Origin of the sequence: Bradyrhizobium sp. USDA 241, from assembly GCF_049739505.1 — a bacterium.
Taxonomy (GTDB): domain Bacteria; phylum Pseudomonadota; class Alphaproteobacteria; order Rhizobiales; family Xanthobacteraceae; genus Bradyrhizobium; species Bradyrhizobium liaoningense.
On record NZ_JBMGPZ010000005.1, the window covers coordinates 3261685 to 3282564 of the forward strand.

Consider the following 20880-nt stretch of genomic DNA (forward strand, 5'->3'; position numbering starts at 1 on the left):
CAGCAGCCTGCTAAGTCAAGGGGGATCGAAGGTGCGGTTCCCGCGAGGTCAGGATGGAGCGACAGCAGAAGATTGGGGGCACGCCGGCTGGGCGGCAGGATCGCGGGATCCCGAGCTTCAGGATGCCGCCAGCCATTTCGGCACCCAGCGTTCCGGGCGCGGAGCGCGGGCGAGATCGGCTTGCGCTTCGGACAGCAACGCAGGTTCGCCGTCGATGGTCGGGCGCACATCGTATTCGAAGCTCGGCATGACGCGGCCGTCGGCATAGAGGCCGAATTTCATTGAATACCACAACCCGAGCTCGGGCTGCGCGCGGCGCATCTCCTCGCGCAGATCGCGCAGCAGAGACTCGATCGAGGCGGCTTGCTCGAACGGCTGCGGCCCGCCCGACAGGACGCGCGCCTCGTACTGCTTGCCGACGATCGCTACCTCGAAATGCGTCTTGTCCCAGGGAGTCTTGCCCTTGGGCAGATGCGCGGCAAGCCGCCAGCCGAGCTCGGCCATCAAGCGGTGATTGGCCCAATAGTCCTCGCGATCCCTGCTCCATTTTTCGACAAAGCCGCGGAAGTCGGGCAGATCCGGCGCACCTTCTTCAGATGTCGACCTGTCGCCAGCCGGCTGCCCGGCGAGCCATTGCGCAAGCTCGACCGTCTGACACGCGACATCCTCATGCGGCCGCAGATCGCTCCAGGCGCGGTCGAAGGCCTGCGATGTGAGCTTGCCGAGCAAGGCATCGAGGCTCGGTGCGAGCAACTCGTAGTCGCCCTCCGACCCCAGTCCCACGATCGGCGGATCGTCGCGGTCGAGACCGGCGCCATACCAGCCGCCCACGGCCGAGCCGTCCGGCAGGCGCATGAACAGCGAGAACCTGTCGCGCAGGGGACTGCCGTCGACGATCGGCGCATGATCTGCGAACTGGCCTTGCAGCGCGAAGCAGCCGACGCTGCCCCAGGGACGTCCCTCGAGCCAGCCGGCAAAGTCGACCAGCAGCCGCGGCGTCTCGATCCCCGGCGGAAATGCGCCGCGAATGCTGTCGAGATCGATCGGATAAGGCGTGTCGGACAAGGCTGCAAACTGTCTGTTGGTCCCGCCCTCTTGGTCTGAGCCGCCGTGCGTCCGGTTCGAACCAAGTCGCGTATCTCGATCACAAACGCGCCAGCGACGCGATGGTTTCTGCGGGGCGACAATGAAATGCCGGGAAACCAGCGGTATCGGGGGCGGACTATGCGCGCGCCGGTGATCGCATCGCCTCGCTCACACGCTTCGTCGTCTCGACTGCCGCGGCGCTACGCGCGAGACTGTCTGCGGAGCGTATTGTGACACTATAGTGCATTCACGCAGAGGTCACGGACTCGGCCTAACTCTGCCCGCGCTTTTCAACGCGAGCGAGGAACGAGGATGAGCCTCTCGGATATGCTGCGCACACAGCGCTTCGACGATTACCGCTTTTACCACCAGAGCACCGTCAACCAGACGCTGCACCTCTTCAGCGCCGTGATCTTCCTGTTCTGCTACGCACTGCTGTTCGTAGACCCCGCGCTCGCCGGCATCGTCGGCTGGCTTGCGATGCTGACGCGGCAGACCGGTCATTTCTTCTTCGAGCCGAACGGCTATGACGCCGTCAACGACGTCAGCAACGAGTACAAGGAAGCGATCAAGGTCGGCTACAACCAGACCCGCAAGATCATTTTGCTCTTCGTCTGGGGCAGCGCGCCGATCGCGCTGTACTTCTATCCAACGCTGTTCGGACTGTTCGATGCGCCGGCCGGGCGTCTCGACTTCATCCGGCACGTCGGCACGCTCTGGCTCGCGATCGGCATCGGCGGCGGACTGGCGCGCATGCTCCAGCTCTTCGTCACGCGCGACCTCACGACCGGCCTGGTATGGGCGTTCAAGGTGCTGACCGACCCGTTCCACAACATCGCGCTGTACTGGAATTCGCCGCTCAAGCTGATGCGCGGCGAACTCATCGACACCGCGATTGCGGACGCGGATTGGGGCGACGAGGATGCCGAGGAAGCCGCCCACCTGACCTGACCGATGCACGCCAAGCGGGTATTCGGCAAAACGCCCGCTTGACAAGCCCCGGCATTCGCATGTATTGCCGCGCCCCATGATCAACCGGACCAACCAGCGCACCGCAATGCTCCGTCGTCGCTCCCGCGACGATGAGAGGGTGCGCCATGTCCGACGACGCCGCTGAACCACTAGAATTCAGCTCAAGTCTTCGAGAAGGCCGCACCCGCAAGGTGCGGCCTTTCTGCTTTTTGCGCCCGTTTTCCACCCGCCTCCAGAGGAGATCGACATGACCACGCATCCGTATGACGCGCTGATGGACATCACCGCACGGCCCAAGGCCGTGTTCGTCCGCGGCGCCGGCTCCTACCTCTGGGACGACAGCCGCAAGCGCTATCTCGATTTCGTGCAGGGCTGGGCCGTCAACTGCCTCGGCCACTCCCCCGCCGCGATTGCCGACGCGCTCACCGCGCAAGCCAGGCGGCTGCTGACGCCGAGCCCGGCCTTCTACAACGAGCCGAGCCTCAAACTCGCGCAGGCGCTCGTCGAGAACAGTGCTTTCGATCAGGTGTTCTTTGCCAACTCCGGCGCGGAGGCCAATGAAGGCGCGATCAAGCTCGCGCGCAAATTTGGCAGCGTGCACAAGGGCGGCGCGTTCGAGATCATCAGCTTCGAAGGCGGCTTCCACGGCCGGACGCTGGCGACGATGTCGGCGTCGGGCAAGAAGGCGTTCGAGCCGCTGTTCGAGCCGAAGGTCGCAGGCTTCAAGAAGGCAAAGCTCAACGACATCGCCTCGGTCGAGAAGCTGATCAACGACAACACCGTCGCCGTGATGCTCGAGCCGATCCAGGGTGAATCCGGCGTGTGGCCCGCGACCGACCAGTTCCTGCAGCAATTGCGCGCGCTCACCGAGGCACACGGCCTGCTGCTGATCTTCGACGAGATCCAGACGGGCATGGGTCGGACCGGCAAGCTCTTCCACTATGAGCACACCGGGATCACGCCCGACATCATGACGCTCGGCAAGGGCATCGGCGGCGGCGTGCCGCTCGCCGCGCTGCTGGCGACCGAGCGCGCCTCCTGCTTCGAGCACGGCGACCAGGGCGGCACGTTCAACGGCAACCCGATCATGTGTGCCGCTGGCCTCGCGGTGCTCGAGGAGGTCGGCAAGCCGGACTTCCTTAAGGCGGTCACCGAGACTGGCCTCCTGCTCGAAAGCGAGTTGCAGAAGGTCTCGGCCCGGCACGGCCTCGGCGGCGTAAGAGGACGCGGGCTGTTGCTCGCGCTCGACCTCAAGCTGCCGATCGCGCCCGGGATCGTTGCGCAGGCGTTCGAGGCCGGCGTGCTCCTGAACGCGCCGCAGGTCGACACGCTGCGCTTCATGCCGGCACTCAACGTCACGAAGGCAGAGATCGCCGAGATGGTCGATCGCCTCGACGCGATCCTGACCAAGGCCGGCGCGGCGCGGCGGGTGGCGTAACTGCGAAGTCGTTCCGGGGCGGCTCGAAGAGCCGAACCCGGAATCTCGAGATTCCGGGTTCGATGCTTCGCATCGCCCCGGAATGACGGCGGGTTAGGGCTTCAGGATCGACGCGCCCGTGGTCTTGCGGCTTTCGAGATCGATATGCGCCTTGGCGGCGTCCTTGAGCGCGTAGGCGTGGTTGATCGGAACGTGCAGCTTGCCGTTGATGACGGCGGCGAACAGCGTGTCGGCACCCTCCAGCAGCTCCTTGCGCGTGCCGACATAGTCGTTGAGCTTCGGCCGGGTCGCGAACAGCGAGCCGTGATTGTTCAGCTCGGCGATCGAGAATGGCGGCACCGGACCCGAGGCATTGCCGAAGGAGACGAACATGCCGCGCGGCTTCAGGCAGGACAGCGAGCCCGGAAAGGTGGCCTTGCCGACGCCGTCATAGACGACGTCGCAGCCCTCGTTGCGGCTGATCTGCTTCACGCGGGCGACGAAATCCTCCTCGTTGTAGAGGATGACGTGATCGCAGCCATTGGCCTCCGCAAGCTCGGCCTTCTCGCGCGAGCCGACCGTGCCGATGACATGCGCGCCGAGCGCCCTCGCCCATTGGCAGGCTAGCAGGCCGATGCCGCCGGCGGCCGCATGAATCAGCACGCGGTGATGCGGCTCGACCTTGAACGTCTTGTGCAGCAGATACCAGACCGTCAGCCCCTTCAGCATCAGCACGGCGCCCTGCTCGTAGGTGATGTGGTCGGGCAGCTTGACCAGCTTCTCCCAGGGGATGTTGCGCTCGCCGGTATAGGCGCCGAGATTGTGATAATAGGCGACGCGATCGCCGGGATGAAAATTCGTGACGCCCGGCCCGACCGCGACGACCTCGCCCGAGGCCTCGTTGCCCGCGATGAAGGGCAGCCCCGGCGCCTTGTAGAGGCCGGTGCGGTAATAGACGTCGATGAAGTTGAGGCCGACCGCATGCTGGCGGATGCGCACCTCGCCCGGCCCAGGCGCCGGCACGTCGACGCTCTCATAGACCAGGGCCTCGGGGCCTCCGACCTTGTGCACGCGGATGGCTTTGGTCATCATTTGACCTCCTCTTCTCGCGACTGAGCGAAAGCCATCGCGCCAGCCTTGTCAACTCGGGGCCGGCCGCAACGATCAAGCAGACGACTTGCCGGCCTTCCTGCGGTTGCGCTTGGCCAGCACGTTGAAGAATTCCACCGCCGCCGAAAACGCAATCGCGAAATAGATGTAGCCGCGTGGAATATGAAACGCCAATCCGTCCGCGACCAACGCGACGCCGATCAGCACCAGGAAGGCCAGCGCCAGCATCTTCGTCGTCGGATGCTCCGCGACAAATCGCGACACCGGGCCTGACGAAATATACATGATCAGGCATGCGATCACGACGGCCGCGACCATGATCTCGATGTCCTGCGCCATGCCGATCGCGGTGATGATCGAATCCAGCGAGAACACGATATCGATGACGATGATCTGGACGATCACCCAGAAGAAGGCGCTCCCGCCGGACTTGTCGTCGCCCTCGCCATCATCGGCCTCGACCTCGGCGTGAATCTCGTGCGTCGCCTTGGCGATCAGGAACAGGCCGCCGCCGATCAGGATGAGGTCGCGCCAGGAGAAGTCGTAACTTGCAAACGAGAACACCGGCTCAGTCAGGCCGATCAGCCAGACCAGCACGCTGAGCAGGAGGATGCGGAACACCAGCGCCAGCGCGAGCCCGATCTGGCGGGCGCGGTACGCCTGCTGCTCCGGGATGCGCGAGACGATCACCGAGATGAAGATGACGTTGTCGATGCCGAGCACGATCTCGAGCGCCGTCAAGGTAAGCAGCGCGGCCCAGGCTTCCGGGCTGGTCAACAGGTGCATCACGCCAAGGATCTCGCCAGGGATCTCGCCAGGCGGATCAAGGCGTCGCTGAAGCTGATCCAGAGCGCGATGGCGCAGAGCACGACGATCACGCCGGTGCCGACGCGGAAATCCATCGCCAGCGTGTAGATGCCCAGCACCGCCCAGATCGCGATCAGCGACATCGTCAGCCAGCGCAGCCGCACGACGCGGACCGGATGCAGCACGTGGAACGGCACGAAGGTCAGCACGACGAGTGCGGCCACCAGCATCGTCGACCAGAGCGGCGGCCAGTGCAGCAGGAACAGGTAGAACGCCGCCGCGTTCCACAGCGCCGGGAAGCCGCGGAAATGGTTGTCGTCGGCCTTCATGCGCAGATCGGCGAAATATAGTGCGCTGGTGACGATGATGGCGACGCCGAGCAAGGGAGCTGCGACCGGCAGCAACAGCCCGCTCGCCACGATCGCATAGGCCGGCACGAAGACATAGGTGACGAAGTCGACCACGAGATCGAGCACGTCACCCGACCAGTTCGGCTGCACGTTCTTGACGTCGAGCCGGCGCGCGATCGGCCCGTCGATCGCATCGATGATCAGGGCGACGCCCAGCCACTGAAACATCGCGGCCCAGTGCTCGCGCACGGCCTCCAGCATCGCCAATAGCGCGATCGCCGCGCCGAACGCGGTGAAGATGTGCACCGAGAGCGCCGCGGCGCGGATCGCCGGTCTCGGTTTCAGGGAATCCTGCTGGCTATCCATGGCTTCTGCTATCAGAATGCGACCGGTTTGCACATCCGCCATTGCGGCGCTCCGTCGCACAATTCGTCATAAAATCAGGCAAAAATCAGCGGGCTTGAATTCGCCGCCGGCCGTGTCCAATGTCGTTCCATGACAGACGCATCGACACTCCATGACACGGCCGTGATCGGCGGCGGACCGGCGGGACTTGCGGCGGCCATCGCACTGGCGCAGGCGGGTGCCCGGACCGCGCTGGTGGCACGGCGCGTGCCCTACGCCGACAATCGCACCACTGCGCTGCTGGGTGCCTCCATCGATCTCCTGGAAGGCCTCGACGTCTGGCCGCGCTGCAAGGACAAGGCGGCCGCGCTGGAGGTCATGCGCCTCGTCGACGACACCGGCCGGCTGTTCCGCGCGCCGGAGGTGCGATTCTCCTGTCACGAAATCGGCCTCGACGCGTTCGGCTACAACATCGACAATCGTTCGTTGATGCTGGCGCTGGAAGAGCGCGCGGCCGAGCTGCCCAACCTCGTCCGCTTCGACGACGAGGCCCAGAGCGTCGTCATCGAAGCCGACGACGTCGCGGTGCGCACGGCCTCCGGACAATTTCTTTCGGCCCGCCTGGTCGTCGGTGCCGACGGCCGGCACTCGCTGTGCCGCGAGGCCGCCGGCATCGAGGTCACGCGGCGCGAGCTGAACCAGACCGCGCTGACCTTCAACGTCGGCCACGCACGGCCGCATCGCAATGTCTCGACCGAGTTCCACACGCCGCACGGGCCTTGCGTGTTCGTCCCCCTGCCCGGCGACCGCTCCAGCATCGTCTGGGTCTCGGCGGCAGCGGAGGCCGAGCGCCTTCGCAGCTTGAGCGATGAGGAGCTGTCCGGCGCGATCGAGAAGCAGTCGCATTCGATCCTCGGCCGCATGACGGTGGAGCCCGGGCGCAACCTGTTCCCGCTCGCGATCGAACGTCCAAAATCCTTCGGCCGCGACCGCATCGCGCTGGTCGGCGAAGCCGCCCATGTGGTTCCGCCGATCGGTGCCCAGGGCCTCAATCTCGGCCTGCGCGATGCCGCCGACATTGCCCGGCTCGCGAACGACGCCATCGCCTCGGGGCAGGATCCCGGCGCGGACGAGATCCTCAGGCGCTACGACCGCGCGCGGCGGCCGGACATTTTGAGCCGCACCTTTGCGATCGACATCGCCAACCGCTCCTTGCTCAACGATTTCCTGCCGCTCCAGCCGGTCCGCGCCGTCGGCATGCACCTGCTCGGCGCCATCGGCCCGCTCCGCCGTTTTGCCATGCGCGAAGGCCTGACGCCGACGTGGCGGCGATAAGCCTCCTCACGGAAACGCCAGCCGCCCGCTTTGGATCGCCCACATCACGCTGGTCAGCGTGACGACCGACGCGAAGGTGCCGAGCAGCACTGCCACGGAGGCTGATTCGATCCAGGCATCGTTCTGCCGGGCGATCACGAACACGTTCAGCGCCGGCGGCAGCGAGGCCATCAGCACGGCGGTGGCCGCCCAGGGTTGAGCGAACGGACCGAACGCCAGCATCAGGCCGAACGCCGCGAGCGGATGAATCAGGAGCTTGACCGCGATCACGCCCGGCACTTCCCACGGCACCCGATCGAACGGGCGCAGCGCCACGGTCACGCCGAGCACGAACAGCGCGGTCGGAGCGGCTGCGTTCTGGAGGAAGGTGATGGTGCGGTCGAGCGCGACCGGCAGCTCGATATGGAGGGCGGCGACCGCGGCGCCGAAGCAGGCCGACATGATCAGCGGGTTGAGCACGATCTGCTTCAGCACGACGCCGAAGGCGTGCACGAGCGAGGGATGGTCACGGTCGGAGAGCTCGATCAAGAGCGGCACGATCGTGAACAGGAAGATGCTGTCGCAGCAGAAGATCAGCGCCGTCGGCGCCGACGCCTTCGGCCCCAGCACCGCCAGCGCAAGGCCCGGCCCCATATAGCCGATATTGCCGTAGCCACCGGAGAGACCTGCGAGCGTCGCCTCGCGCAGCGTCAGCCGGCCCAAGACCTTACCGACGACCAGCGCCAGCGTGAACGCGGCAACCGTCGACAGCGTGGTCGCGACCAGGAATGGCGGGTTATTCAATTCCGAAAACGGCGTCTTCGACATGATCGCGAACAGCAGCGCCGGCAGCGACACGTAGAGCAGGAAGAAGTTCATCCAGGCGAGGCCCGATTCCGGGAGGGATTTGACCTTGCCGCAGGCGAAGCCGACGAAGATCAAACCAAAATAGGGCAGCGCCAGATTGAGGATATCGACCATTGATGAAGTGTTTTCTGAAGGCTTGGGGGCTATCCGCCCCGGAAACGAAGGTTAATTCCAGACGAGGGCACTAGCATCGGCCACGATCCTGGTCTATCGACGGGGAATGATTAAAGCGCGGACCGCGAAATTCCAGATCGGACAGGTCGTTCGCCACCGGATCTTCTCGTTCCGGGGGGTGATCTTCGACATCGATCCGGAATTCAACAACACCGAGGAGTGGTGGCTGTCGATCCCGGAGGAGGTGCGGCCCAACAAGGACCAGCCGTTCTATCACCTGCTCGCGGAGAATGCGGAGTCGGAATACGTCGCCTATGTCTCGGAGCAGAACCTGTTGCCGGATGATTCCGGCGAGCCGGTCCGGCATTCCCAGGTCGCCGAGATCTTCATCAAGGACAAGGCCGGCGGCTATCGTCCGCGCAATCCATCGCTGAACTGATCGTCGCCGACAGGCGTCCAGCAAACCAGCAAAAAAGGCGCTCGAAACGAGCGCCTTTTTCATACTCGGAATCTGGCCCGATTACTTCTGCGCAGTCGGCGGTGCGCCGGGCGCGCCACCCTGCTGCTCGAGCTTCTTGCGCTGCTCGTCGGCCTTCTTCTGAAGCTCTTCCTGAAGCTTCTTCTGGGTTTCCTCGAACACCTTCGGATCGGTCGGCGGACCGTCATAGGCCTTCTGGAATTCGCCGGCGAGCGGCAGCGGCAGGGTCAGCGGCGCGCCGTTGGCATTGATCGCCTGGACAACGAGATTCTGACCCTTCTTCATGTTGTTGATGAGCTCGGGCGAGGCCTCGTAATCCGACATGCAGCCGTTCTGGAAGCAGATCACATACGGGCTCTGCAGCGGTGGGTTGTTGTCCACGATGATGCGGGTGCCGTGCACGAGCTGCATGCCGAGCGGCAGCGTCACGCGCAGGATCTTCTTGGGCTCGCCTTCCGGCTCGATGATGACGGCCGCGATGACCGGCTGTCCCGACTCGATGCGGCCGTCCTTGCCGGTGAAGCAGACTTGCTTGGCGTTGGCGTCCTGGCCCTTGAGACAGAACTTGGTCCAGGGGGCGTAGATCAGCTGGATCTGCTGGTCAGCGGGCTGGGCCGCGCCCTGCTGCCCGGGAGCGCCCTGGGCGGGAGCCTGCTGGGCCTGCGGAGACGCTGCCGGAGCCGGAGCCTTGGGGGCAGCCTTGGGAGCCGCTTTCGGGGCCGGAGCCGCCTTGGGTGCGCCCGGGGCTGGCGCAGGGGTCTGGGCCTCGGCGGCAAACGGAATGGCCAACGCCGTCGCCGTCAACAGGGCGAGAAGTCGCCCGCGCGGCCGGACGGACGCGGCCAAGTAACGGAAATTCATTGCGGAAAACCCTTTCTGAACGGGAAGTGCCCGAACCGCTCCGAAGCGCCGAACCTGGCCGCCTTGGGCGCGGCTCTCTCCCCGTCAATTGAGGCGGATAGGTGACGGGCTCGACGCTCTTGCGCGATTGCCCGCCTTTTAACGTGGCCGACGAAAAGATCAATGCCGACAACCGCCTTTGGCCGGCTTGGCGCCAACGCCCCACCAAATTCCCTGTGATAGGATTCAGTCCCGCCGGTCGTCGAATCACCGTGTGCCGATGTTCATGTTCCAGCGCCTTCTCGAAGGCTTCGGCGTCCGCTTCTGCGTCCTCGCCCTCGCTGCGGTCACCGGAGTGTCGGCAGGCGGCGCCCGGGCCGAGGAGGCTCATGCCATCGCCATGCACGGCAAGCCGGCGATGCCGGCCGACTTCACCCACATGCCCTACGCCAACCCCGACGCCCCCAAGGGCGGCCGCTTGACCTGGGGGATTCTCGGAACCTTCGACAGCCTCAATCCCTTCATCGTGAGAGGATTGGCCGTGCAGCAGATGCGGAGCTACGTGGTCGAGAGCCTGCTCGCACGCGGCAATGACGAGCCGTTCACGCTCTATGGCCTGCTCGCCAGGACGGTCGAAACCGACGACGAGCGGAGCTTCGTCACCTTCCGCCTCGATCCGCGCGCCCGCTTCTCCGACGGCAAGCCTGTGCTGGCCGAGGACGTGCTGTTCTCCTGGCAGCTGCTGCGCGACCACGGCCGCCCCAACCACCGGCAGTACTACGCCAAAGTTGCCAAGGCCACGGCGCCCGATCCCCTCACCGTCCGCTTCGATCTCACAGGCGCCAACGACCGCGAGCTGCCGTTGATTCTCGGCCTGATGCCGGTCCTGCCGAAGCACGCAGTCGACGTCGCGGCCTTCGAGGAGACCACGCTGGCGGCGCCGGTTGGCTCGGGCCCTTATCGGGTGACGGCCGTGAAGCCCGGAGCCAGCGTGACGCTGACCCGCAATCCCGACTATTGGGGCCGCGACCTCGCCATCAATCGCGGGCTCTACAATTTCGACGAGATCCGGCTCGACTATTTTCGCGAGGCCAACGGCCAGTTCGAAGCCTTCAAGCGCGGGCTCTACGATTTCCGCATCGAGCACGAGCCGCTGCGCTGGCACGACGGCTACGATTTTCCGGCTGCACGGAGCGGCGAAGTGATCCGCGACACCGCCAAGCCCGGCGTGCCGCAGCCTTCCGAATTCCTGGTGTTCAACACCCGCCGCCCGATCTTCGCCGACATCCGGGTGCGCCAGGCCCTGACGCTGCTGTTCGATTTCGAGCTGGTCAACCGCAATTACTTCTTCGGGCTCTATTCGCGCGCTGCCGGCTATTTCGCCGGCTCGGACCTGTCGGCCTACGGCCGCCCGGCGGATGCACGCGAACGCGAACTGCTCAAGCCGTTCGCCGCACGGATTCCGCCCGATATCATGGATGGCAGTTATCGCCTGCCGGTCACCGACGGATCGGGCCGCGACCGCACGACGCTGCGCGCCGCGCTGAAGCTGTTGTCGGAGGCCGGCTACGATCTCGACGGCACCGTGCTGCGCAATCGTGCGACCAAGGCGCCCTTCACCTTCGAGATCATGGTGACGACCCGCGACCAGGAGCGCATCGCGCTCGCCTTCCAGCGCGACCTCAAGCGCGCCGGCATCGAGCCGACCGTTCGCTCGGTCGATCCCGTGCAGTTCGACCAGCGCCGGCTCGCTTACGAGTTCGACATGATCCAGAACCGCTGGGACCAGTCGCTCTCGCCCGGCAACGAGCAATATTTCTATTGGGGCAGTGCTGCCGCGGACAATCCCGGCACGCGCAATTACATGGGCGCCAGGGATCCCGCGGTGGACGCCATGATCGCCGCCCTGCTGGAGGCCCGTGAACATACGGATTTCGTCCCGGCGGTGCGGGCGCTCGACCGCGCTCTGATCGCGGGCTTCTACACAATCCCGCTGTTTAACGTATCGGAGCAATGGATCGCGCGCTGGAATCGGATAGAACGGCCCAAGGCCACCTCGCTCTCGGGCTATTTGCCGGAGACCTGGTGGGCGAAGGGGCAGCCGCAAGCTCATCAGGCAAAGTGACGCCGTGAACCAGCCAGCAATATCGCCGACGCTCGACACGCTGTTTCAGCGCACGCTGATGCGGCAGCCGCACGCGCTCGGTCTGTGCGATCCCCTCAACAAGGCGCGCGTGACCGGGCACCAGCCGCGGCGGATGACCTATGCCGAGGCTGACACGGCCATCGAGGCGCTGTCGGCGCATTTCGTCGAATCGGGCCTGCCGGCCAATTCCGTCATCGCGATCCAGCTGCCGAATACGGTCGAGTTCGTGCTCACCGTGCTGGCGGCGCATCGCGCCGGCCTCGTCGTCGCGGTGCTGCCGCTGCTCTGGCGGCATGCGGAACTGACCGCCGCGCTCAACCGCACCGCGGCGCGCGCCATCGTCACCATGAGCACGGTCGACGGCGTCAGCTATGCCGACCTGGCGATGCATGCGGCCGCCGAAGCCTTCTCCATCCGTCACGTCTGCGGCTTCGGAGGCGACCTGCCCGAAGGCATGGCGTCGCTCGACGACGTCCTCGCCCGCCCGCCCGGCCTGACGCGCGCCGTGATCCAGGACGGCCGCAAGGCGGCGATGATCTCCTTCGACGTCACCGCCGAAGGCTTCCGTCCGGTGCCGCGGCCGCATTTCAGCCTGATCGCCGGGGGGCTCGCCATGTCGCTGGAAGCCGACATCAGGCAGGGTGCGACCGTGATGGCGGCGTTCGCCCCGATGTCGTTCGCGGGCCTCGCCTCCTCGCTCGCGGTATGGCTGCTCTCGGGCGGCACGCTGGCGCTGCATCACCCGTTCGAGAACGAGGTGCTGGAGCAGCAGATCAACGCGCACGAATGCGAGGTGCTGATCGCGCCGGCGCAGCTCGCGTTGCGGCTCGGTGCTGCCGACCTCGCGGCACGAATGCCCTCGTTGCGCAACGTCATCGGCCTGTGGCGCGCGCCCGAGCAGGTCGCGGCGAGCGATGCCTGGATCGCGCCGCATGCGCCGCTGACCGACGTCTATCTGTTCGGCGAGGCCGGACTGTTCGGCGCCCGCCGCGGCGAGGACGGCATGCCGGTGCCGGTCATGCCCGGGCCGCACGGCGCCCCGCGCGAGCAGTCGGGCTCCTCCATTGCCGGCGAAATCCTGCTGACGCCGAAGGGCACGCTTGGCCTGCGCGGCGCGATGGTGCCGATCGCGGCCTACGCCCCGCCGCAGCCGGTCGGCGAGACGCTGACCGCGCAGCCGCCGCGCGACTATGTCGACACCGGTTACGCCGCGCGGCTCGACCGACCGAGCGGCGCGATCTGCATCACTGCGCCGCCCTCCGGCATCATGGCCGTCGGCGGCTATCGCTTCCTCTCCAACGATCTCCAGGAATGGGCGCGCCGGCTCGGCCAGGGCGCCCTGCTCACGGCGCTGCCCGACCGCCTCTCGGGTCACCGGCTGGCGGGACGCGCCCAGGACAATGCCCGCGCCCGCGAAGCGCTCAGCGAGCTCGGGCTTAACCCCCTGATGGTCGAGGCCTTTCGCGACCGCTCCGGGCCGGTCTAGGCATAGTTTTGCCCGCTCCGTTGACACTGCATTAAGGCGGCCGAACTAGGCTGCGCGGCATCTGTCGCGTGATCAGAGTTTGTCGATGTCCCAGGCGGGCCCGATCCTGTTTGTGTCCGATGCCCAGCGCCCCGCCTTCGTGGCGGCGCTGGACGAGGCCCGGCTCTTTCCCGTCGTCGACACCGATTGGGCCAGCGCGGCGCGCGCGGTCGACGAGGTGCAGCCGGCCGCGGTTCTCGCTGCGATGCATGCCGGACACGAGCCGCCTGTGACGGCGCTCGCAAAGAAGATCGCCGACCAATCGCCTTACGTGCCTTTCGTGACCCTGGATGCGGCGGGCACACTGCCGCACAACGCGCTGCCCTTCTCCTCGCGCGGCGGCAATCCCGAGCGCCTGATCGCGCGGCTCCGCGCCGCGCTGCGCGTGCGCACACTGCATGCAACGGTTCTGCGCCGGCTGCCGGAAGCGAAGCTCGCGCTGCCGGAGGGCGATCCCGCCCGCGATGCCACCGTGCTCCTGATCGGTCGCGGCGCAGCCTATCCCGCGCTCTCCGTCGCGCTGGGTGAGCGCTTCGGCGTGGTCGGCGCGCTCTCGATCGAGGCCGCCGCCAAACACCTCAACACCCGCGATCTCGACGGCGTCGTGCTGGCCGAAGGTTTTACCCCGCGCGTGACCGATGCCTTCCTCACGGTGCTCGCGGAGGACACCCGCTTCCGCAGCCTGCCGGTGGTCCTCACCGCGCATCAGCTGACGCAGACTTATGATCTGCCCAATCTCGAACTGATTGCCGGCGAGCCTGCGAAGGTCGCCGCCAATGCGCTGCCCTTGATCCGCCAGCACGCGATGGAATCGCAGCTGAGCCGCACGCTGCGCTCGATCGATGCGGGCGGCTGGCTCGATCCGCGCAGCGGCCTGCTCACGGTCGAGGCCTTTGCCCGCGATTTTGCCAAGGCGGTGGAGCAAGCGCTCGCTCGCGGCGGCGGCCTTTCGGTCGCCCGCTTCGCTTTCGATCCCGGCAATTCCCGGGCCCAGCTCGATGCCGCGCGGATCCTCAGCCGCCTGATGCGGCAGATGGATTTCGGCGCGGCGCAGAAAAACGGTTCAGTGATCGTCGTGTTTGCGGAGACCGACTTCCGCACGGCGCACATGATCGCCCGCCGCCTGTCGGCGGTGATGCGGCACACGTCCAATGGCAAGCACGAGATGCGCAGCGATCCCGTGGTCAGCGTGGATTCGCTGTCCCCGTCGGATACGGCGCGGTCGCTGCTGGCGCGGCTGTCCGCCGACGCGTCGCGGGCGGCATCCTAGCCGTTTGAAGTGTCTCTTGAGCTGGTGAGCTAACTGGTTCGTTGACGCCTGCCGCTACGTCGGCGGCATCGCGAGCCTGATCTCGCCGTTCTCGACCTTTCCCAGCGCGAGAGCGTCGCGGGCCATCTTCTCGACGGCCGGCCAGTTCGCGAGAAGATATCGCTGCGCCTGCACCTTGGTCGGCAAGTTCGTCTGCAGGATGCAGTTCTGCCGCATATTCCCATTCGCGATCTGGAAGGCCACGGCTTGCGCGCCCTCGCTCAGCTCTTGTTCGGTGGGATCGGGAAACTTGCGCATACAGCTCTGCTCCGGTCAGCGAACGGCCGGGAGGACTTTGAACGCCTGATTGGAAATAGACGGGTCTTCGGCGATCGTCGTCGCCTTCGCCGGGTTTCGGTTAGGGACGGGTCGCGTGTTGCGGACCGCTTCGGTCAGCATCTCCCGGAGTTCGGCCTTGGACCTGGGTGCTTGTCGCGGACTGGATTTCTGCCAATGTGTCATACCCCTATATGGGTATCGCCTGCGCTAAACGCCACCCTCCGCTTTCGCCTGGGTCGACAGAGCGGGAGCCGCCAGGAGCAAACCGACGGAATCGTTCAAGAGCTCGTAGGCACGGTCGACAATGTCGTCCAGCGATATGGTCTTGACGAACATGCGCTGCGCTTCAGCCAGCAGCTGGTCGCGCGTCGGCATGCTGGACAGACGCTCGCCGGCACGCTGCTGCAACAGAGCGAGAGCATCACGGACCGACAATTCGGTCTCATGGATCGACGTGCGGATCGCGAGCGCGATGCGCTCGGAATCGAAACGGGCGGCGAGCTGTTCCGCCGCCTGCCTGACCACGCGTGATCCCAGCCGTTGCTGATTACGCAGAACCTGAGCGGGAGGCATCTTCAGGTCCCGGACGATTCCGAACCAGGACAGAATCACCAGGACATAATAGGTCAGATCGATCTCATACCAGTAGAATCCCTGTCGGGCGCTGGCCTGGTAGGCGTGATGGTTGTTGTGCCACCCCTCACCCATCGTCAGCAGGGCCAGCAGCCAGTTGTTGCGGGAGTCGTCGCCGGTCACATACCGCTTGCGTCCGTGAACATGCGCCAGCGAGTTGATGCAGAACGTGGCGTGATACAGCAGCACGGTGCTCCAGAGGAAGCCGACCACGAGTCCGGACCAGCCGGCAAGGATAAAGCACAGACCCGCCAGCACAACTGCCGGCAGTAGCTCCAGCCTGTGCAGCCACATCAGTTCGGGATACGACGCAAGATCGGCCACTTTGACGAGGTCGGTCCCGTCGTGCTGACGGTAGAAGATCCAGCCGACATGGCTGTAGAGGAAGCCCTTGTGCCGCGGCGAATGCACATCCTGCGCGGTGTCCGAGTGAAGGTGATGATGGCGGTGCTTGGCGGCCCACCACAGCACGCTCTTCTGGGCGCTGCTCTGGGCAAGGAAGGCAAGGATGAATTGGAACACCCGGCTTGTCGCGTAGGCCCGGTGCGAGAAGTACCGGTGATACCCGGCCGTGATAGCAAACATGCGCAGCCAATACAGCGCGACGCAAAGCCCGGCGGCCTGCCACGAAACACCCGACCAGATCGCCGCGACACATCCGACGTGGATCAACAAGAACGGCAGAACCTGCGGATACATGACGTCGTCATGTTCCTCATCTGACTCGATATTCGCAGACACGCTCGAACCTCAGCTGTTGCGGCGGGCGGACCACCGCGCATGCAGTGCAAAAAACCCGCGGCCGGTAAACCAGTCGCGGGTCGCAAGAACCTGAAGCTCTGCCAATACATCCATGGTCAAAGCGACAGGCGCCGGCTGCGGCAGCTTATGCGGCGCGCAGATTGTCCGCAGCAGACTTGCCGGTCCGGCGGTCTGCAACGACGTCGAAGGAAACCTTCTGACCCTCGTTGAGGGAACTCATGCCGGCACGTTCAACCGCGCTGATATGAACGAAAACATCCTGGCCTCCCTGGTCCGGCTGAATGAAGCCGAAACCCTTTTGGCTGTTGAACCACTTCACAGTTCCCGTCGTCATGGGGAGCGTCCTTTGAGATAGATAAGTCTTTAGAGCCGCACAGGAGTGCGGTCAGCGAATTCGAGATCTGGAGGGAGGGTCATCAGTCAGGCGCGCAAATCGCGGCGAGGCCAAGTCGTTCGGCCGAAACTCGAAGGTTTTAACATGGCTATTTATTGGTCATTCCGCAAGTGACGATATGTCGCCCCCTTCGGGCCCAAGTGCGGTGCGCTGCTCGCGCTGGCCCGCACTTGGCTAAGTAACCGCTTACGCCGCCTTCTTGCTCTCGGCGAGCTGCGCCAGTTGCCGCATGATCTCCGTCGTGCCGGCGAGGCGCTCTTCCGGGGTCTCCCAGTCCTGCAGGAACACAACCTTCATGTCGGGCCGCACCTTGGCGGCCTGGCCGTGGCTGCGGATGAAGGTCACGAGGCGGTCGGGATAGGCGAAGGAATTGTCGCGGAAGGCGATCACGGCTCCCTTCGGACCGGCATCGATCTTCTCGACATTGGCCCTGCGGCAAAACGCCTTGATGGCGGCGACCTTGAAGAGATAACGCACCTCGTCCGGCAGCACGCCGAAGCGGTCGCGCATCTCGGCGCCAAAGTTCTCGATTTCCTCCTCGGTGTCGAGATCGGCAAGGCGCCGGTACAGCGACAGCCGCACCGAGAGGTCGCTGACATAGTCGTCCGGAATCAACACGGGCATGCCGATCGTGATCTGTGGCGACCAGCGGTCGGCGGCGGGCTCGGAGACGCCGGCCTTGAGGTTGACGATCGCCTCCTCCAGCATCGATTGATAGAGCTCGAAGCCGACCTCCTTGATGTGGCCGGACTGCTCCTCGCCGAGCAGATTGCCGGCGCCGCGGATGTCGAGGTCGTGGGAAGCGAGCTGGAAACCTGCGCCCAGCGTCTCCAGCGATTGCAGCACGGTGAGCCGGCGCTCGGCCTGCGCCGTGATCTTCTGCTGCGCCGGCAGCGTGAACAGCGCATAGGCCCGCAGCTTGGAGCGGCCGACACGGCCGCGGAGCTGATAGAGCTGGGCCAGGCCGAACATGTCGGCGCGATGCACGATCAGCGTGTTGGCGTTGGGGATGTCGAGGCCGGACTCGACGATCGTGGTCGACAGCAGGATGTCGAACTTGCCGTCGTAGAACGCGGTCATGATGTCCTCGATCACGGCGGGCGGCATCTGGCCGTGCGCGACCGCGACCTTCATCTCCGGCACGTTCTTGTCGAGGAAGTCCTTGACCTCGGCGAGGTCGTCGATGCGCGGCACGACATAGAAGGCCTGGCCGCCGCGATAGCGCTCGCGCAAGAGCGCCTCGCGGATCATCAGGGGATCGTGCGGGGCGACGAAGGTGCGGACCGCGAGGCGATCGACCGGCGGCGAAGCGATGATCGAGAGTTCGCGCACGCCGGTGAGCGCCAGCTGCAGCGTCCGCGGGATCGGCGTCGCCGACAGCGTCAGCACATGGACCTCGGCGCGCAGCGCCTTCAGCCGCTCCTTGTGGCTGACGCCGAAATGCTGCTCCTCGTCGACGATGAGCAGGCCAAGGTCGCGGAATTTGATCGCCTTGCCGAGCAGCGCATGGGTGCCGACCACGATGTCGACCGAGCCGTCGGTGAGGCCCTTCTTGACCTCGTTGAGCTGTTTCGTGGGGATCAGGCGCGAGGCCTGGGCAACGTTGACCGGGAAACCCTTGAACCGCTCGCTGAACGTCCGGTGGTGCTGGCGGGCGAGCAGCGTGGTCGGCACCACCACCGCGACCTGCTTGCCGTCGAGCGCGACCGCAAAGGCCGCGCGCAGCGCGACTTCCGTCTTGCCGAAGCCGACGTCGCCGCAGATCAGCCGGTCCATGGGCCGGCCCTTTTCAAGGTCCTTCAGCGTGGACTCGATGGCGCCGAGCTGGTCCTCGGTCTCGTCGTAGGGGAAGCGCGCGCAGAACTCGTCATAGAGGCCCTGCTGCACCAGCAGTTTTGGCGCCTCGTGCAGCATGCGCTCGGCGGCGATCTTGATCAGCTCGCCCGCGATCTCGCGGATGCGGTTCTTCAGCTTCGCCTTGCGGGTCTGCCAGCCCGAGCCGCCCAGTCGATCCAGCTCGACGTCGGTCTGGTCGGAGCCGTAGCGCGACAGCAGCTCGATGTTCTCGACGGGGAGAAACAGCTTGGTCTCGGCGGCGTAATGCAGCTCGAGGCAGTCATGCGGCGCGCCGGCGACGTCGAGCGTCTGCAGGCCGATGAAGCGGCCGATGCCGTGATCGACATGCACGACGATGTCGCCGGCATTGAGGCTCGTCACCTCCGAGATGAAATTGTCGAGCTTGCGGCTGGCCTTGCGCGGCCGCACCAGGCGGTCGCCGAGGATATCCTGCTCGCTGATGAGCGCGATCTCGTCGGTCTCGAAGCCGCTTTCGAGGCCGAGCACGGCGAGCATGGTCTCGTTGCGCGGCGTCGCCTGCACCGTGCGCCAGCTGTTCACGCTGGTGGTGTGGGTCAGCTTGTGATCGCGCAGCATCGAAGTCATGCGGTCGCGCGAACCTTCGGACCACAGCGCGATCACGACCTTCTTGCGCTGGGCCTGCAAGGCCATCACGTGCGCGACGACGGATTCGAACACGTTGACGGCGGTGTCGTTGCGTTCCGGGGCGAAGTCGCGGCCCTTGCGCGCGCCGGCATCAATGACGCTCGTGCCGTCGGTCGGCACGGAGAACGGCGTCAGCCGCGCCAATGGGATATCGCCGAGGCGCTTGCCCCATTCCTCGTCGGTCAGATAGAGCCGATCGGGCGGCAGCGGCTTGTAGATGGCGCCGCTGCCGGGATGCTCCATCGCCTCGCGACGGGCCTCGTAATAGTCGAGGATCTGCTTGAAGCGTTCGCGCACGGCGTCCTCGGCCTGCGGCTCGATCGCGACGGCCGCGCCTTGCAGATAATCGAACAGCGTGTCCATCCGATCCTGGAACAGCGGCAGCCAGTGCTCCATGCCGGGATGGCGGCGGCCTTCGCTGACGGCCTCGTACAGCGCATCGTCGCGCTCGGGCGCGCCGAACTCGGCGACGTAGCCCATGCGGAAACGACGGATGGTGTCGGTGACGAGCTGAAACTCGGACACCGGCACGAGGTCGAGCGAACGCATGTCGAGCAGCGTGCGCTGGGTCTCGGCATCGAAGGACCGGATCGATTCCAGGCTGTCGCCGAAGAAATCGAACCGAACGGGCTGCTCGAGGCCGGCCGGAAACAGATCGAGGATGCCGCCGCGCACGGCGTATTCGCCTGGCTCGCGCACGGTCGAGGAGCGGTTGTAGCCGTTGTGCTCGAGCCAGGCGACGACGGTGTCCATCGGCACGACATTGCCGGGTGCGACCGACAGCGCCTGCGCCGCAACGAGCTCGCGCGCGGGCACACGCTGCACCACGGCGTTCACGGTCGTCAGCACGATCAGCGGCTTGTCGCTGCCGGTGAGAGGAGCCAGCCGGGCCAGCGTGGTCAGGCGCTGCGCCAGGATGCCGCCATGCGGCGAGACGCGGTCATAGGGCTGGCAGTCCCAAGCCGGAAAGGTCAGCACCGGCAGATCCGGCGCGAAGAAGCGCAGCGCCCGCTCGAGCTGCTGCATGCGCCCGCCGTCGCGGCAGACCACGGCGAGGCTTACGGCCGGCTTCTTCGGCCGCGCCGCGATCGCACGGGCGAGATCGGAGACGACGAGGCCTTCCGCGCCCTCCGCGACATTGGCAAGCGTCAGCGCGCGGCCGGGCGTGAGCAGCTCGGCCGGCGACTTCATCCCCTGCTTCATAGATTGCCGTCCGTGATCGGAAACGCCTTGATGCGGGCGAACAGCGCGCCGGTGACATCGGCCGGCAGCACCTTGTCGCCGGTGATGGCGGCATAGAGATCGGGATCGTTGACCTCGAGCAGGCGCTCGAGCTCGCCGAGTTCGACGTCGGACAGATTGCCGATCTCGGCATCCGCGAAGCGGCCGAGGATCAGGTCCATCTCGCGCGTGCCGCGGTGCCAGCAGCGGAACAGAATCCGCTTGCGGCGGTCGTCCAGCCCGTCGCTCGATCGTGTCGTTCCCGTCATGTCTCAAATCCAGTCAAACGCAGAAAGCCCGGACGTGCCGGGCCGGGTGATATAGCCATTCGAGGCGGCCGTGTCAGCCTTTTGTTGCGACAGGTCGCTCATCCCGTCCGTCATGGCCGGGCTCGTCCCGGCCATCCACG

General features: G+C 65.7%; 19 protein-coding genes. 7 read left to right on the plus strand and 12 right to left on the minus strand.

The features are described 5' to 3' along the window. Positions 1-117: 117 nt before the first annotated feature. Positions 118-1065 (minus strand): hypothetical protein, encoded by a 948-nt coding sequence (locus tag ABIF91_RS37610; protein ID WP_028178774.1) that lies wholly within the window; start codon positions 1063-1065, stop codon positions 118-120. Between the two features lie 333 nt (positions 1066-1398). On the opposite strand from ABIF91_RS37610, the gene ABIF91_RS37615 reads away from it, so the two are divergent. Continuing rightward, positions 1399-2037: a hypothetical protein gene (locus ABIF91_RS37615; RefSeq protein WP_028178773.1), complete on the plus strand. Its 639-nt coding sequence runs from the start codon at positions 1399-1401 to the stop codon at positions 2035-2037. 268 nt (positions 2038-2305) lie between these two features. Beyond that, the gene (locus ABIF91_RS37620) at positions 2306-3496 is read left to right on the plus strand and encodes an acetylornithine transaminase (RefSeq protein WP_028178772.1); all 1191 of its coding nucleotides are present in this window, start codon (positions 2306-2308) and stop codon (positions 3494-3496) included. A 93-nt stretch (positions 3497-3589) separates the two neighbouring features. On the opposite strand, the gene ABIF91_RS37625 is transcribed toward ABIF91_RS37620, so the two are convergent. The 3 genes from ABIF91_RS37625 to pcsA form a co-directional block, all read right to left on the minus strand. After that, complete coding sequence (locus ABIF91_RS37625; protein ID WP_028178771.1) at positions 3590-4564, minus strand: quinone oxidoreductase family protein; 975 nt, start codon at positions 4562-4564, stop codon at positions 3590-3592. Positions 4565-4639: 75 nt separating this feature from the next. Further along, positions 4640-5374 carry a TerC family protein gene (locus tag ABIF91_RS37630; protein WP_028178770.1) on the minus strand — a complete coding sequence of 245 codons (735 nt, stop codon included), beginning with the start codon at positions 5372-5374 and terminating at the stop codon, positions 4640-4642. Next, positions 5371-6150 carry a phosphatidylcholine synthase gene (gene pcsA, locus ABIF91_RS37635; protein WP_028178769.1) on the minus strand — a complete coding sequence of 260 codons (780 nt, stop codon included), beginning with the start codon at positions 6148-6150 and terminating at the stop codon, positions 5371-5373. Before pcsA ends, ABIF91_RS37630 begins: the two co-directional genes overlap by 4 nt. Positions 6151-6237: 87 nt before the next feature. Between pcsA and ABIF91_RS37640 the strand changes: the two genes are divergently transcribed. Continuing rightward, a complete protein-coding gene (locus ABIF91_RS37640) occupies positions 6238-7422 on the plus strand; it encodes a UbiH/UbiF family hydroxylase (protein ID WP_028178768.1) in 1185 nt (394 codons plus the stop codon). 6 nt (positions 7423-7428) lie between these two features. On the opposite strand, the gene ABIF91_RS37645 is transcribed toward ABIF91_RS37640, so the two are convergent. Further along, entirely contained in the window at positions 7429-8382 is a 954-nt protein-coding gene (locus ABIF91_RS37645; protein ID WP_028178767.1) for an AEC family transporter, read from the minus strand. Between the two features lie 106 nt (positions 8383-8488). On the opposite strand from ABIF91_RS37645, the gene hspQ reads away from it, so the two are divergent. Next, positions 8489-8821, plus strand: a complete 333-nt coding sequence (gene hspQ / locus ABIF91_RS37650; RefSeq protein ID WP_028178766.1) for a heat shock protein HspQ — start codon at positions 8489-8491, stop codon at positions 8819-8821. An 81-nt stretch (positions 8822-8902) separates the two neighbouring features. Here hspQ and ABIF91_RS37655 read toward each other — a convergent pair whose 3' ends face one another. Next, positions 8903-9721, minus strand: coding sequence for an invasion associated locus B family protein (locus ABIF91_RS37655; protein ID WP_028178765.1), 819 nt, complete (start codon positions 9719-9721; stop codon positions 8903-8905). 259 nt (positions 9722-9980) lie between these two features. On the opposite strand from ABIF91_RS37655, the gene ABIF91_RS37660 reads away from it, so the two are divergent. The 3 genes from ABIF91_RS37660 to ABIF91_RS37670 all read left to right on the plus strand — a co-directional run bounded on the left by ABIF91_RS37660 (position 9981) and on the right by ABIF91_RS37670 (position 14641). Continuing rightward, positions 9981-11825, plus strand: a complete 1845-nt coding sequence (locus ABIF91_RS37660; protein ID WP_028178764.1) for an extracellular solute-binding protein — start codon at positions 9981-9983, stop codon at positions 11823-11825. A 4-nt stretch (positions 11826-11829) separates the two neighbouring features. Further along, positions 11830-13332, plus strand: a complete 1503-nt coding sequence (locus ABIF91_RS37665; RefSeq protein WP_028178763.1) for a class I adenylate-forming enzyme family protein — start codon at positions 11830-11832, stop codon at positions 13330-13332. Positions 13333-13417: 85 nt separating this feature from the next. Further along, entirely contained in the window at positions 13418-14641 is a 1224-nt protein-coding gene (locus tag ABIF91_RS37670; protein ID WP_284279472.1) for a GGDEF domain-containing protein, read from the plus strand. A gap of 54 nt (positions 14642-14695) precedes the next feature. Here ABIF91_RS37670 and ABIF91_RS37675 read toward each other — a convergent pair whose 3' ends face one another. The 6 genes from ABIF91_RS37675 to ABIF91_RS37700 form a co-directional block, all read right to left on the minus strand. Next, complete coding sequence (locus tag ABIF91_RS37675; protein ID WP_028178761.1) at positions 14696-14938, minus strand: hypothetical protein; 243 nt, start codon at positions 14936-14938, stop codon at positions 14696-14698. Positions 14939-14953: 15 nt separating this feature from the next. Then, positions 14954-15079, minus strand: a complete 126-nt coding sequence (locus ABIF91_RS37680) for a hypothetical protein (protein WP_424579700.1) — start codon at positions 15077-15079, stop codon at positions 14954-14956. An 87-nt stretch (positions 15080-15166) separates the two neighbouring features. Next, on the minus strand, positions 15167-16291 hold the full coding sequence (locus ABIF91_RS37685; RefSeq protein WP_085966334.1) for an acyl-CoA desaturase: 1125 nt from the start codon (positions 16289-16291) through the stop codon (positions 15167-15169). 187 nt (positions 16292-16478) lie between these two features. Further along, positions 16479-16688: a cold-shock protein gene (locus ABIF91_RS37690; RefSeq protein ID WP_028178759.1), complete on the minus strand. Its 210-nt coding sequence runs from the start codon at positions 16686-16688 to the stop codon at positions 16479-16481. A 246-nt stretch (positions 16689-16934) separates the two neighbouring features. Next, positions 16935-20453 (minus strand): transcription-repair coupling factor, encoded by a 3519-nt coding sequence (gene mfd / locus ABIF91_RS37695; protein ID WP_028178758.1) that lies wholly within the window; start codon positions 20451-20453, stop codon positions 16935-16937. Continuing rightward, entirely contained in the window at positions 20450-20740 is a 291-nt protein-coding gene (locus tag ABIF91_RS37700) for a succinate dehydrogenase assembly factor 2 (RefSeq protein WP_028178757.1), read from the minus strand. Before ABIF91_RS37700 ends, mfd begins: the two co-directional genes overlap by 4 nt. Positions 20741-20880 lie beyond the last annotated feature (140 nt).